General features: G+C 39.5%; 14 protein-coding genes. 6 read left to right on the top strand and 8 right to left on the bottom strand.

All coding sequences use genetic code 11. The features are described from left to right. Positions 1 to 13: 13 nt before the first annotated feature. The 6 genes from flgK to E4O07_RS02050 all read left to right on the top strand — a co-directional run bounded on the left by flgK (position 14) and on the right by E4O07_RS02050 (position 5924). On the top strand, positions 14 to 1885 hold the full coding sequence (gene flgK / locus E4O07_RS02075; RefSeq protein ID WP_253687012.1) for a flagellar hook-associated protein FlgK: 1872 nt from the start codon (positions 14 to 16) through the stop codon (positions 1883 to 1885). Positions 1886 to 1902: 17 nt separating this feature from the next. Continuing rightward, positions 1903 to 3150 (top strand): flagellar hook-associated protein 3, encoded by a 1248-nt coding sequence (locus E4O07_RS02070; RefSeq protein WP_253687011.1) that lies wholly within the window; start codon positions 1903 to 1905, stop codon positions 3148 to 3150. A gap of 13 nt (positions 3151 to 3163) precedes the next feature. Beyond that, complete coding sequence (locus tag E4O07_RS02065) at positions 3164 to 3607, top strand: flagellar assembly protein FliW (RefSeq protein WP_253687010.1); 444 nt, start codon at positions 3164 to 3166, stop codon at positions 3605 to 3607. Further along, positions 3607 to 3834, top strand: a complete 228-nt coding sequence (gene csrA / locus E4O07_RS02060; RefSeq protein WP_253677025.1) for a carbon storage regulator CsrA — start codon at positions 3607 to 3609, stop codon at positions 3832 to 3834. The genes E4O07_RS02065 and csrA overlap by 1 nt, the downstream gene beginning before the upstream one ends. Positions 3835 to 4000: 166 nt before the next feature. Further along, positions 4001 to 4921 carry an ABC transporter substrate-binding protein gene (locus E4O07_RS02055; RefSeq protein WP_253687009.1) on the top strand — a complete coding sequence of 307 codons (921 nt, stop codon included), beginning with the start codon at positions 4001 to 4003 and terminating at the stop codon, positions 4919 to 4921. A 19-nt stretch (positions 4922 to 4940) separates the two neighbouring features. Continuing rightward, positions 4941 to 5924: a FecCD family ABC transporter permease gene (locus tag E4O07_RS02050; protein ID WP_253687008.1), complete on the top strand. Its 984-nt coding sequence runs from the start codon at positions 4941 to 4943 to the stop codon at positions 5922 to 5924. Between the two features lie 58 nt (positions 5925 to 5982). On the opposite strand, the gene E4O07_RS02045 is transcribed toward E4O07_RS02050, so the two are convergent. The 8 genes from E4O07_RS02045 to E4O07_RS02010 are packed head-to-tail and all read right to left on the bottom strand — an operon-like array spanning position 5983 to position 12804. Continuing rightward, positions 5983 to 6990 carry a uroporphyrinogen decarboxylase family protein gene (locus tag E4O07_RS02045; protein WP_253687007.1) on the bottom strand — a complete coding sequence of 336 codons (1008 nt, stop codon included), beginning with the start codon at positions 6988 to 6990 and terminating at the stop codon, positions 5983 to 5985. A 17-nt stretch (positions 6991 to 7007) separates the two neighbouring features. Then, complete coding sequence (locus E4O07_RS02040) at positions 7008 to 7637, bottom strand: dihydroxyacetone kinase subunit L (RefSeq protein WP_253687006.1); 630 nt, start codon at positions 7635 to 7637, stop codon at positions 7008 to 7010. Positions 7638 to 7646: 9 nt separating this feature from the next. Continuing rightward, on the bottom strand, positions 7647 to 8654 hold the full coding sequence (locus E4O07_RS02035; RefSeq protein WP_253687005.1) for a dihydroxyacetone kinase subunit DhaK: 1008 nt from the start codon (positions 8652 to 8654) through the stop codon (positions 7647 to 7649). 9 nt (positions 8655 to 8663) lie between these two features. Continuing rightward, complete coding sequence (locus tag E4O07_RS02030; RefSeq protein WP_253687004.1) at positions 8664 to 9821, bottom strand: ABC transporter substrate-binding protein; 1158 nt, start codon at positions 9819 to 9821, stop codon at positions 8664 to 8666. A 2-nt stretch (positions 9822 to 9823) separates the two neighbouring features. Further along, positions 9824 to 10327 carry an L-2-amino-thiazoline-4-carboxylic acid hydrolase gene (locus tag E4O07_RS02025; protein ID WP_253687003.1) on the bottom strand — a complete coding sequence of 168 codons (504 nt, stop codon included), beginning with the start codon at positions 10325 to 10327 and terminating at the stop codon, positions 9824 to 9826. Continuing rightward, positions 10327 to 11034, bottom strand: coding sequence for an ABC transporter ATP-binding protein (locus tag E4O07_RS02020; RefSeq protein ID WP_253687002.1), 708 nt, complete (start codon positions 11032 to 11034; stop codon positions 10327 to 10329). Before E4O07_RS02020 ends, E4O07_RS02025 begins: the two co-directional genes overlap by 1 nt. Then, positions 11034 to 11804: an ABC transporter ATP-binding protein gene (locus E4O07_RS02015; protein WP_253687001.1), complete on the bottom strand. Its 771-nt coding sequence runs from the start codon at positions 11802 to 11804 to the stop codon at positions 11034 to 11036. The genes E4O07_RS02020 and E4O07_RS02015 overlap by 1 nt, the downstream gene beginning before the upstream one ends. Beyond that, positions 11785 to 12804, bottom strand: coding sequence for a branched-chain amino acid ABC transporter permease (locus E4O07_RS02010; RefSeq protein WP_253687000.1), 1020 nt, complete (start codon positions 12802 to 12804; stop codon positions 11785 to 11787). The genes E4O07_RS02015 and E4O07_RS02010 overlap by 20 nt, the downstream gene beginning before the upstream one ends. Between the last annotated feature and the right edge of the window lie 6 nt (positions 12805 to 12810).

Here is a 12810-nt window from a genome sequence, read left to right as displayed (position 1 = left end):
GATGGAGGTATAGATGGCGACATTTGATGCAATAGAATTAGGAAAAAGAAGTTTATTTGCTCACCAGCAGTCGATTCAAACGGCAGGCCATAACATTTCGAACTCATCAACAAAGGGATATACGAGGCAGAGGGTAAACCTTGAAGCCTTTGAGCCCATTTACAGGCCCGATTTAACCAGAGCCGAAACTCCGGGACAAATAGGACAGGGCGTTACCATAGGTTCGATTACCAGATTACGGGATGAGCTTTTAGACCAAAGAATAGTCGGAACTACCGATGACCTGGGTTATTGGGAAACAAGAAATTCCTACATAGCACTTTTAGAACAAGTTCATAACGAACCCGAAGATATTTCGGTCAGAAGCCGTATGGATCAATTTTGGGAAGCATGGCAGGAGTTGTCGCTCTACCCTGAGTCGGATGCAGCCCGTCAGGTTGTGCGTACCCGAACGGAAACCTTAACCGATGCCATTCATCATCAGTTTAGAGGCTTGCAGGGCATAAGGGACATGGTTCACGACGATATAGAAGCGACCGTAAAGCAGGTAAACGACATAACGGGCCGTATAGCCAAACTAAACGAAGAGATAGTTAAGGTTAAGGCTATGGGAGACAATCCCAACGATTTAATGGATAAAAGAGACCTTTTAACCGAAAAACTTGCCTCACTCATAGACATTTCCGTAGATAAGAGGGATGAAGATGAAACCTATGTAATTCATACCGCAGGTTTGGAAATAGTGCAGGGAAGAACTCACAGAACCTTTGACTTTAAGGCTTCGCTTGAAAACGATAAATATGCTGATGTGGTTTGGTCCGATTCAGGCAACTTGGCTCATTTTGAATCGGGAAAACTGGCAGCCTTGATTGAGCTGAGAGATGTGGATATTCGGGACGAAATCAGAAAACTCGATACCATGACAATGAACTTTGTCGATCTGGTAAACGATGTCCACAGAAATGCCATGAGCCCCAACGGAAAAACAGGCATCGACTTTTTTAAAGAGCAATACTTTATAAACAATACCCTCGGTAACTTTGACAGAAACGGAGACGGAGAAGAGGATTCTTCCTATATTTTTAGAATTACGGGCACAAACATCCTTGATCCTCGAGAACAAATAGGATTGGAAGGAACTTTGACCCTTTCTTCGGGAGACGGCCTTGTGCAGGTTCCCTATTATTCGACGGACATGGTTTCGGACCTTGTAGAAAGAATCAATAGATCCGGTTCCGAAGTGGCGGCCTACCTCGACCAAAACAATAAACTTGTTTTAAAGGGTATGACCAGCCTCGACAAGGAAAACCCCGACTTTGTTATCCGCCATATCGAGGATTCGGGAAGATTTTTGGCAGGCTATTCGGGCGTGCTTTCTCAGGCCGGGCCGGAAGGAGCCTATGACTGGGGAAGGCTAAATGCTGTTGACGTATTGGCCGGAGCCCAATATGCGGTTTCTCCCATAGCCCATCCTTCAGGCTGGATGGAAATGAACCCCGTAATCAAAAACGATATACAGAATATCGCCGCAGGTTATAAGGGCCCTGAAGGTGTCGCCTATCCGGGAGACAATAGGGCAGCCCTTGCAATAGCCGCAATCAGAAATACGCCCGTTATGGTAGGACGCTCAGCCACCTTTGACGACTTTTTTGCCGACACCGTAACCGAAATCGGTCTAAAGGGCGAGCAGGCAGAAATGAGTCTAAATACACAGATTGCTATCGTAAAGGAATTACACGATATGAGGGATTCCGTGTCGGGCGTAAACATAGATGAAGAACTATCGGATATTATCAAATTCCAGCACGGATATAATGCATCTGCAAGGTTTGTTTCGGTCATCAACGAAATGATCGATACCGTTATAAACAGGCTGGGTGTTTAGCCTTTTTGGAGTAGAATATGATGAAAAGAATTAGTACAAATATTCAGCATACGGACAGCAATTTTTCGATGCGCAATCAGGAGTCGAGGCTTCACAATCTGAACAATCAGATTCAGTCTCAGCGAAGGATAACCCAACTTAGAGATGATCCTGTTTCTGCAGGACACTCGGTAAGGTACAAGTCCTTCCTGGCCCGCCTCGAAAGGTTCGAAAAAAACACAAAGACCTTGCGAGATCAATATATGGCGGCCGAAACCTATATGAATAATTCGCTTCAAGTTGTGCAAAGATTAAGAGAACTTTCCGTACAGGGAGCAAACGGAACCTATACTCCGGACGACTTAAAGGACATGGCAGCCGAGGCTGATGAACTTTTAAAAGAACTAGTCCAAAACGGAAATGCCGTCAATTCAGACGGAGTCAGAGTTTTTTCGGGAACCAAGAGCTTTACCGAACCCTTTGAAACCGTAATGGGAGATGTGGACGGAGCAGGTTCAGCCCTTATAACTCAGGTTAGATATAACGGCACAGTCGATTCAAAAGAAATAGAAACCGACGAGCTTTCTTTTATGAGGGCAGATCAGGCCGGAAACAGGGTATTTTGGGCCGAACAGCAAATTCTTATTTCGGAAACTGATGCAAGCAACTTTGTCATAAAGGAAGACACAAGCATCGAGGTTGACGGGGTTGAAATTCCTTTAATTGCAGGAGACAATGTTCATGCAATTATCTCAAAGATAAACGATTCGGGAGCAGCCGTAAAGGCAAGTCTTGACCCAATTACAAGCGGTTTAAACTTAACAACCACCGATGCCCGCCAGCTTTGGCTGAGAGATGCCGAAGGAAGCACAGTTTTATCGGAACTGGGCTTGATAAAGGCCGAGCAAAGACCTCCCTATAATTTGGCAAATTCGGTACGCGTTTCGGGAGGCTCTCTTTTTGATGCAGCCATTGCCGTGCGCGATGCCTTTCTTTCGGGCGATCAAGAAGCCTTGGGCGGAAAGATTTTGGGAAGTCTCGATGAGGGTATACATAATCTTACTACAAGGATGGCCGAAACAGGTTCCAAGTATGCAAGAGCAGAGGTCATATTGGCACGCATTGACACGCAGACATTAAATGTAACTGCAGCAGAATCTCGGGAAGCCGACCTTGACATTACAAAGGCGATAACCGACTTAAAGATGTTTGAACACACTCATCAAGCTTCTTTAAGCGTATTGGGAAGGCTTTACAGAGATTCTCTTTTAAACTACTTACGATAGGATGGAATTTAAGATGGAAATTAAGACAAAAGCTATGGGGCTTGTTGATATTCAAGATGAACAGATAATTGAATTGGTTGACGGATTTTACGGATTTGAAGAATTTCATAAATATGCCTTGTTGGATTCCGATAAGGAGCCTTTCTTTTGGGTTCAATCCCTTGATGATCAAAATTTAGCCTTCATCGTTATAGATCCCTTTTTGTTTAGGCCGGATTATGAGCTGGATATAGATGATGAGCTTTTAAAACCTATTGAAGCAGAGTCTCCTACAGACCTCTTGGTTTTTGCCCTTGTTACCATTCCGCCTGCGGGAGGTCCCATTACCGCAAACCTGCAGGGTCCTCTCATCATAAACAAAAAAAATAAAAAGGCTTTTCAGGCTGTCTTAAATGACGGAAAATGGAATACCAAACACGATATTCTTGCCGAATTGAATGCGGCGGGGAGGAACTGATGCTCATACTTTCCCGTAAAACAAACCAAAAAATCCTTATCGGTGACGATATAGAAATCACCATAATCGATATTCGGGGCGATCAGGTAAAAATCGGAGTGGATGCGCCGGCTTCGGTCAAGGTTTTTCGTGAAGAAATCTACCAAGAAATCCAAAACGAAAACAAAGCAGCCTTGGTTCGAGATGCCAAGCCGAACTTACCGGAACTTCATCTCAAAAAGAAATAGGAAGTTCTTCATAAATTGCCGTTTTTTAAACTAAACCGCTAAGCTCGCAAAGAACGCAAAGGTTTTGAAGGTATCTTTAGTAAGACGGTCTTTCATTAGTCTTTGCGTTCTCTACGTTTTCTGCCGGGCTTGATTTTTTTTGCCTATACCATTAGAATACCTCCCTATGAAAACAAATAAATTTTTTGCACTCATTTTTGTTTTAGCCTTATTTATCGTAAGCTGTTCAAAAATCAATAATTTTTTTGAGCAAGATAAAAAGGATTTACCCGACCGCACAATAGCTGAAGCAGGACCTCGTGTTATTGCAGGTACCATGTCCATAGTCGAAATTTTGGACGACCTAGGCTATAAAAATGTTGTGGGCGTTCCTTCAAGCCGACATCCTATGCCCGAGCTTTATGCAAAGACCGAAAAAATCGGAAAGCCCATGCAGCCGGATCTTGAAGTTCTCAAAAGATTAAATGCCGACATTTATCTCGCCTCCCTGGGTTCAAAACCTACATTGGATAAGCTTTTTCAAAACCAAAACATAAAAACGGAATATGTCGATTTAAATTCCTATGAAGCATGTTTAAGCACAATCAGACATTTAGGCGAACTTACCTCAAAACAAAAAGAAGCCGAGCATGTAATTCAAACCATCGAAGCGAAAACCCTTGAAGTACGCCGATCCGTTCACGGCAAAAAAAGCCCCAAGGTATTGATGCTTTTAGGTTCTCCCAAAAAATTGATGATGGGAACAAAACTCTGCTATACGGGAAGCTTAATGGAAGTTTTGAAGATTCACAACATCGCAAACGATATCGGAAACTTCGACAAAACCTATGTTCCCGTAAACATAGAAGAAATCGTAAAACATCAGCCCGACGTAATCATAAGATTAACCCACACAAAGGCCGAAGACACAGCCGAAAGCCTTAGAACCGAGTTTGCAAAAAACGAAATTTGGCAGAAGGTAAAGGCCGTAAAAGAAGACAAAATCTACGACCTGGACAGTAATTTATACACCGTTTCACGAAACATCAGAATAATGAATGCTGTCGAGAATTTAAAAGAAATAATCTACGGAGAAACCGAAAACTAAATTCCAAAAGGTAAAAAAAATGCTGGAAGAACGCCGAAGAAAAATGCTCATCTTTCTCTTTATTTCCTGTGTTCTTCTGGCAATATCCGTTTTGGCCGCAATCTATTTCGGCAGCACAAAGATTCCCGTCAATGAAATAATAAAAATCATATTTTTTAATGAAGCTTCAGATTTTACAATAATTATTTGGGATATAAGAATTCCAAGAATTATTTTGGCCCTCATAGTCGGAGCCAACCTTGCAGCTTCGGGAGCTCTTCTCCAAGCGGTTATTCAAAATCCTTTGGCAGACCCCGGGATAATAGGCATTTCGAGCGGAGCAAAGTTAGGCCTCTTACTGGCCCTCTTGATTTTTCCGCAATTTGTTACGGCAGCCCCCCTCTTTGCATTTATAGGAGCAATGGGTGCGGCAGTCTTGGTTTACCTCTTGGCATGGAAGGGCGGAGTAAAAACCGTCCGACTTATTTTGGCAGGTGTTGCAGTCAACGCTTTTTTTGCGGGAGTAAGCTACCTTATCACAATCTTAAACAGCGACAAGATTCAAAACATAATGCTCTGGCTTAGCGGAAACCTTTCCGGGCGCAGTATGTATGACGTGAAGCTCATCTTGCCCTACTCCCTCATAGGCCTTGCCGCCGCCCTTGCAGCCATACGCCCCGCCAACCTCCTCTTATTCGGAGACGAAAAGGCAGGCAGTTTAGGTTTAAACATCACAAGGAGCCGAATTTTAATTTCGCTTACAGCCTCTTTTTTGGCGGCTATTTCCACCTCCCTTGTCGGGGTCATAAGCTTTGTAGGCCTTGTAATTCCCCACATTGTGCGGCTTATCACAGGCCCAAACTACAAATATCTTTTACCTCTTTCAATATTAAACGGAGGAATATTTTTGCTCATCGCCGACACCTTTGCCCGCACAATAGCGGCCCCGATAGAATTACCGGTCGGTACCCTGATGGCCCTGGTCGGCGGTCCTTTTTTTGTCTATCTTTTAAGGAGGAAGTAAATGGGAGAACAGCCGGCAAATATGCAAAGCCGGCTGTTCAATTACAATAGGAGGAGCTTTATTTACTATGCTTTTCAGCGAAGCTTCTTACTTGTGCAAGTCTTTTATATCCTATTTCTGGAGCAATAGTGCAATCTGCACCGATAATAACGCCTGTAGTACCGGCTTCTTTTATCAATTTCTCAACGCAGTTTTCAATCTCGATATCCGGGCCTACATCAATAAGGGTACCCCTGTTATTATCAAAGCCGCCCAAAACACAGGCATTTCCAAAGAATTTTTTTCCTTCTGCCAAAGAAAGTTTTTCCGTATTTACAGCCCAGTTATAAACCTTAGCTTTATAATCTTTATAGAAAGATAAATTATTTGTATAATCAGCATAACCGCAGATATGAAGAATGTTATTGTCCCAAAGAGCGTTTATTTTATCAAGAACTTTTTTGTCAGAAGGCAAAACATATTTCTGATGGAATTTTAGATCTGCATCTTGCGACTGAACACTTTGAACACTGTAATAAATTCCGTCAAGTTTTGTTTTGCTTTTAAGTTTATCTGCAAGAATAATCAAGTCATCTGCAATTTCTAAGGAAGCATTCAACATAGCATCCGGATCTTCAAAAAAAAGCTTAACAAACAAATCCGGCTGTTTTTTATAACATTCTGTATACAATCTGATATAGTTGAGAGGAGCAAAAATATTGTAAAACGCAGCAACTTCTCCGTCAAAGTGCGCTAAGATTTCATTAACCATATCAATTTGTTTATCGTACCATGGTGAAGAATTTCCTATCGATTTTATCTTTTTAATGTCGGTAATACTATTAATATCGTTTTCCATTATTGACGGATGTCCGAAAAAACCGTCTGACATTATTTTTACCATGTCCGGCTTTAAATCATCATACATTTTTTTTGTACCGTCAATTGTTGCTTGAATAATTCCGTCATCCAGCAAACCTCGGAACTGCCTATACTCATCAGCAAAATGCCACCAAAACCCAACCGGAACCCTTGAAACAGATTTATTATCAAAGGTATCCAAAACCAATTTTCTTTTTTCTTTCATACCTAACACCTCTTAAACTACTTATCCTTCAGGTATTTATTTAAAGCTTTGAATACTAAGTATCCTACATAGGAACCTCCATCAAGCACACCAATACTTTTTTCCGCATAATAAGCAGCTCTACCATGAACGGATTTCATACTTTTTGTTGATTCCGAACCTTCTTTTGCAGTCTGTTCCGCACCCTTTATAAGATCCACATTTGAAATTTTTCCTAAATTTTCGCGAATGTATTTTTCGGTAGGAACAAGGGCGTCTAGTATTGTTTTTTCTCCAGGCTTAGCGCCCCCCTTATTCATAACCTCTTCGTTAAATTTTGAAAAACCTATTGCAAGATCCTCTTCGCTTAATTCTGTTTTGCCCTTAAAGCTTTTTCCTAAAGCCATCAATCCAAAGGATATTATAGTTCCAAGACTTGAAGGAGCTTTTTCATTAAAAGCAAAAGCAGCCTTAAGGGTTGCCATACCTAAATCTTCTCCGGAGTCATCTTTAAAAGCATTAAGTGCAGCATTAAACCCGGCGCTCATAGAAAGGCCCAGATCTCCGTCTCCATTTTGCTGGTCAAGCTCAATTAAATAATCCTTTTCATCATCCATAGTTTTTGCTATTTCAGATAATGCATTCAGAATTATATTTTTTGTAATCATGTCGGCATCCTACTTCTTATTGGCATTAGTATAAAAGGGGGTGTTTGCATCATGGAGAAGCAAGGTCTTTAATTCATCATCTAATTTCATAATCGTAATTGAAAGCCCTGCCATCTCCATGGAAGTTGCAAATTCTCCTATGTGAGGGCTCACTACTTTTACCCCCAATCCGTCTAAAATATTAAATAAATCCCGATAGATAATAAACAACTCTTCAAGCGGGGTAGCACCGAGACCGTTAATCATTACGGCAAGCTCATCACCGCCCGAAAAAGAAAGCTCTGTTGCAATTTTGTCAAAAATCATTTTTGCAACCTCGGCTGAAGTTTTTATCTTTGAAACTTCTATACCTACTTCCCCATGAATGCCCATTCCTATTTCCATCTCATCTTCATTGATCGAAAATGTAGGCTTACCTACTTCAGGTACTATACATGGAGATAAAGCTATTCCCATTGTACGCATGTTATCAAGAGCTCTTTCGGTAACCGAAATAAGTTTTTCAAGGTCATAGCCGTTTTGTGCTGCGGCTCCGGCTATTTTATAAGCAAACACCATTCCGGCGACACCCCGCCTTTTATCCTTTGCCGTAAGGGGTGAAGAAGCAATATCATCCATTACTCTTATTTCTTTTACTTCTATACCATCCATTTCGGCCATAGACATAGCCATTTCAAAATTAAGCTTGTCTCCTCCATAATTTCCGTATAAGCATAAAACTCCCTTACCAAAGTTACAGGCTTTAATCATCTCATACATTTTATTTGCGGAGGGAGAAGCAAAAACATTTCCTACAGCACATCCATCCAGCATGCCATCTCCTACATACCCGAGAAAGACAGGTAAGTGACCGCTTCCGCCTGCAGTAACTATACCGACCTTGTTTTCTTTTTTTGTTTTGTTTACGATGACTCGCCTGTCTCCATTTAGTGCAGTTATCTTATTAGGATAAGCATGCAAAATTCCTTCAATCATCTCATCTACAAAATCTTCAGGTTTATTTAATATTTTTTTCATAGGAGCTCCTTAATCGGTAATCCTGACGAATTTACCATTTTTAATAAACATAGGAACAAGTGATCTAACAGCATCTCCCAACTCGTTCATATTATACGGTCCCGACAATGCGTTATAGCCTTTCATATTAGCTAATGTTTCTCTTACAACCACAGGGTCATCGCTATTAGCCATATTTATAGCTGCAGCTATCTGCTTAACAACATCATAAGTCTGCATTACGAAAGCATCGCCTTGTTTGCCTGTCATCTTTGTATATTCTCCAATTACACGGATAAATTCCGGAGTGTTTATATCGGGCGAATATGCATTCATAATAAAAGCACCTTCAACAATATCTCCTGCTAAATCAATAAGCTCTTGTTTTAATGTAGAACTTGAAAGAATCATTTGAACATTAAAATCCAAGTTTTTTGCCTGACGAACTATATTTGCAGAGTCTTGATAGTAGGCAACAGGAAAAAATGCTTGAGGATTTGTAGTTTTCGCTTTGGATATCATTGGAGTAAAATCAGATGTCTGGTTAGGTATATAAGTTTGGCGATCGGTTATTGTTCCACCAAGTTTTATAAACTGGTTAGTAAATATTTTTGCAATATTATTTCCCCAATCATCATTTACATTAAGAATTGCAACAGTTTTAATCCCAAGTTTTGTATAAACGTAGTCTGCATACTGTTTAGTCTCAATTTCTTGTGTAGGTGTATTTCTAAACATAAATTTACCTAATGAGGAAAAGTCGGCATGTGAGGAAGTCGGTGAATAATTGATAATCTTTGCTTTTTCATATATTGGAGCTGCAGCCATTGAAGGTGTAGAACCAAAGCCGCCTACAACGGCAATATATTTCTTTTCTGCAACAATCTTATTTGCAATATTAACCGCTTCTTTTGCGTCATTTTTATCATCATAAAAATCGACAACAATTTTTCTTCCGCCTAGAACACCCTTTTCCACATCATTGATATCTTTTAAAGCAAGTTCTACAGCAATCTTTTCGGTATCACCATATTGTTTTGCATCTCCGGTTAAAGGTCCGTACCATGCAAAATAAATAGGCTTTTTTGACTTATCTTCAGCCGTCTTTGTTTCATCTTTTCCTGTACAAGAATTTAGTATCAATACAACACTTAATAAACCTAAAATAGAATTCCTTATTTTTTTCATTTTTATTTCTCCTTTATTTTTTCAAATAATAATTCACATACACAGTGACCTTGAGCTATTGTTTTTCCAAGTGTAAATTTCAAACCAGGAAAAGAATCTCCGATAGCTTTGTCGCCTTCCATTGTTATGTCGCATAACTCAGAAAGTTCATCATCACAATACCCCTGCTTTAGCCATTCTTCAACATAGGGACAATAGTTAAAATGAATCAAGAACATATCTTCCGTTTTTTTTACGACTTCCATTTCATAAATATCAAAGTGAGGCTGCGAAGCAAATACTTCAAGGAACTCATCAATAGTAAATTTTTCATTTAGAGATTCTTTCATACTTGCCGCAATGTCTTGCCCGTACTTGTAGATTGCATCTCTTGCAAATTGCTTATCAAGTCCGCGCTCAGCTGCACACTTTATCATATTACTGATAGTAGCCGCTCTTCTTTGACATATATTACGTTGCCCATCTAAAGCGGGGCTGCTTTTCCGTTTTACATTTGTTATGGCCACTATATTCCTCCTAAGTATAATTTGTGGACTTCTTCATTGTTTAATAGTTCTTTGCTCTTACCCTCCAATCTTATTTTTCCGGTTTCAAGCACATATCCTCTATCGGAAATAGATAGAGCCATTTTTGCATTTTGTTCAACTAATAAAACCGTCATTCCTTCATCTCTAATTCTCCTAATCATTTTAAAGATTTCTTTAACAATTATAGGAGCAAGACCTAGTGAAGGCTCGTCAAGAATCAATATCTTAGGTGATGCCATCAAAGCTCTCCCAATTGCAAGCATTTGCTGCTCACCTCCGGATAAGGTTCCACCGGCTTGCCAACTTCTCTCTTTCAAAATCGGAAAAAGTTCAAAAACAAATTCTTTCCCTTGTTCCAATTCATTTTTAGTTCTAAAATAACCTCCTAACTCAAGATTTTCTATTACCGTCATTCTGGGAAATATTTGTCTCCCTTCAGGAGACAAAGATATCCCTTTTTTTACCAGCTCATAAGACTCTAATTTTGTAACATCTTCACCGGCAAACATAACCTGCCCGGATGCAGGTTTTATTAATCCTGCTAGACTGTTTAATGTTGTACTTTTGCCGGCACCATTTGAACCTATGATCGTTACAATTTCACCGCGATTAATATTAAAATTAATTCCGCGTATTGCCTTTATTTCTCCGTAGCTAACATACAAATCCTTAACTTCTAAAAGCACTAAACATCCTCCTCACCAAGGTAAGCGTTGATAACGGCTTTGTCTTTAACTATCTCTTCAGGAGAGCCTTCCGCTATTTTTAACCCGTGATTTATAACATAAACACTGTCACTAAGATTCATAACTAACTTCATATCATGCTCTATGAGCATGATAGCCATATCTTCAGATTTTAAACTTCGTATAAATTCAGTCAACTCGATTGTTTCTTGTTCATTCATACCTGCAGCAGGTTCATCCAACATAAGCACCTTAGGATCAGAAGCCAAAGCCCGAGCAATCTCTAACTTACGCTGCAACCCATAAGGCAATGAATCAGGCATTTCATACCTAAGATGAAGCAGCCCGACACGGTCTAAAAGTCTAAAAGCCTCATCTTTATTTTTTTTCTCTTCAAGTTTATGTCTTTTATTTTTAAATAAGGCATCAAATACACCCTCACTTTCTCTATTGTGATACCCTACCATTACATTGTCCAAGATTGTCATATTTTTAAATAAACGTATATTTTGAAATGTACGCACAACTCCCTTTTCATTTATTTTATGAGGCTTCAAGGCAGTTATATTATCATCACAAAAGTAAATACTTCCGGATGAGGGTTTATATATACCTGATATTAAATTGAAAAGAGTAGTTTTTCCGGCTCCATTAGGTCCTATAATTCCTTGAATTTTCCCAAGATATATCGACATGTTTATATTATCTACAGCCGTAATACCTCCAAAGCGCTTAGTTACATCAATTATTTTAAGAATTGGACTCGACATTTAAGTCCTCCTTTTCCATATTTGCTATGGACCGTATTCTTTCAAAATTCACTTTTCCCATAATACCTGAAGGCTTAAATATAACTATCAAAACCAATATAAAGCCATATATAATTTGACGATAATCAGATAAAAATCTGAGAGCTTCAGGTAAAATAGTCAAAGCCAAGGCTCCTAAAATGCTTCCGGGCAAACTTCCCAATCCGCCGAATATTGCCATAGACAAAATTAAAATTGATTGTTCAAAATTAAAAGCATTAGGATCAATAAAGCTCATATAATGAGCGTAGTAGGCTCCGGCCATTCCTGCAATACCGGCCGAAATCGAAAATATAATGACAGTATACTTGTACACATTAACTCCCATAGCTCCGGCAGCCAAATCGTCATCTTTTATTGCACGTATAGCACGGCCATGCTTTGATTTTAAAATTGAATTAATTATATAAAGAGCACATATTAAAAGCACAAGTCCTACATAGTACTTAAATCTATATGAGTCGAAATCCTTACCAAAAATTACTATACCTGGGATCCTGGAAATTCCTTGGGGTCCTCTGGTCAAATCCATCCAGTTAAGCTCTATCATCCTCATAATTTCTGAAAAGCCTAAAGTTACAATCGCAAAATATCTGCCTCTTATACGAAGTGTAGGCAGAGCCAGCATTGCCCCAAAAATAGCAGCAAATAAAGAAGCCGCTACACATCCGACAATAAAATCAATTTGAAAACGAGTTCCCAGTATTGCAGCAACATAGGCTCCCAAACCGAAAAATGCAGCTTGTCCCAAAAGTGTAAATCCGACATACCCCGTAATCAAATTAAGGGATAAGGTCAATATTGAATATATAAAGAACATTATTGCTATTCCAAGATAGTAATTATTGTCGATAAAAATCGGAAAAAATATTGCCGCTGCACCCAGAATAATTAAAACAATTATCTGATTTTTTGCTATTTCTTGAATTATTTTATCTACGATAATCGACTTTTTTTTCATACCGAC

Source organism: Treponema sp. OMZ 798 (genome assembly GCF_024181385.1).
In the GTDB taxonomy this organism is placed as follows: Bacteria; Spirochaetota; Spirochaetia; order Treponematales; family Treponemataceae; genus Treponema_B.
Note: the sequence above shows the minus strand (reverse complement) of the source record. Positions and strands in the feature narration are given on the sequence as shown.

What these genes read in the sequence shown, in the direction of transcription:
- flgK (WP_253687012.1), top strand. Translation starts at nt 14, where the DNA reads ATGGCGACATTTGATGCAATAGAATTAGGAAAAAGAAGTTTATTTGCT.
- E4O07_RS02070 (WP_253687011.1), top strand. Translation starts at nt 1,903, where the DNA reads ATGATGAAAAGAATTAGTACAAATATTCAGCATACGGACAGCAATTTT.
- E4O07_RS02065 (WP_253687010.1), top strand. Translation starts at nt 3,164, where the DNA reads ATGGAAATTAAGACAAAAGCTATGGGGCTTGTTGATATTCAAGATGAA.
- csrA (WP_253677025.1), top strand. Translation starts at nt 3,607, where the DNA reads ATGCTCATACTTTCCCGTAAAACAAACCAAAAAATCCTTATCGGTGAC.
- E4O07_RS02055 (WP_253687009.1), top strand. Translation starts at nt 4,001, where the DNA reads ATGAAAACAAATAAATTTTTTGCACTCATTTTTGTTTTAGCCTTATTT.
- E4O07_RS02050 (WP_253687008.1), top strand. Translation starts at nt 4,941, where the DNA reads ATGCTGGAAGAACGCCGAAGAAAAATGCTCATCTTTCTCTTTATTTCC.
- E4O07_RS02045 (WP_253687007.1), bottom strand. Translation starts at nt 6,990, where the DNA reads ATGAAAGAAAAAAGAAAATTGGTTTTGGATACCTTTGATAATAAATCT.
- E4O07_RS02040 (WP_253687006.1), bottom strand. Translation starts at nt 7,637, where the DNA reads ATGATTACAAAAAATATAATTCTGAATGCATTATCTGAAATAGCAAAA.
- E4O07_RS02035 (WP_253687005.1), bottom strand. Translation starts at nt 8,654, where the DNA reads ATGAAAAAAATATTAAATAAACCTGAAGATTTTGTAGATGAGATGATT.
- E4O07_RS02030 (WP_253687004.1), bottom strand. Translation starts at nt 9,821, where the DNA reads ATGAAAAAAATAAGGAATTCTATTTTAGGTTTATTAAGTGTTGTATTG.
- E4O07_RS02015 (WP_253687001.1), bottom strand. Translation starts at nt 11,804, where the DNA reads ATGTCGAGTCCAATTCTTAAAATAATTGATGTAACTAAGCGCTTTGGA.
- E4O07_RS02010 (WP_253687000.1), bottom strand. Translation starts at nt 12,804, where the DNA reads ATGAAAAAAAAGTCGATTATCGTAGATAAAATAATTCAAGAAATAGCA.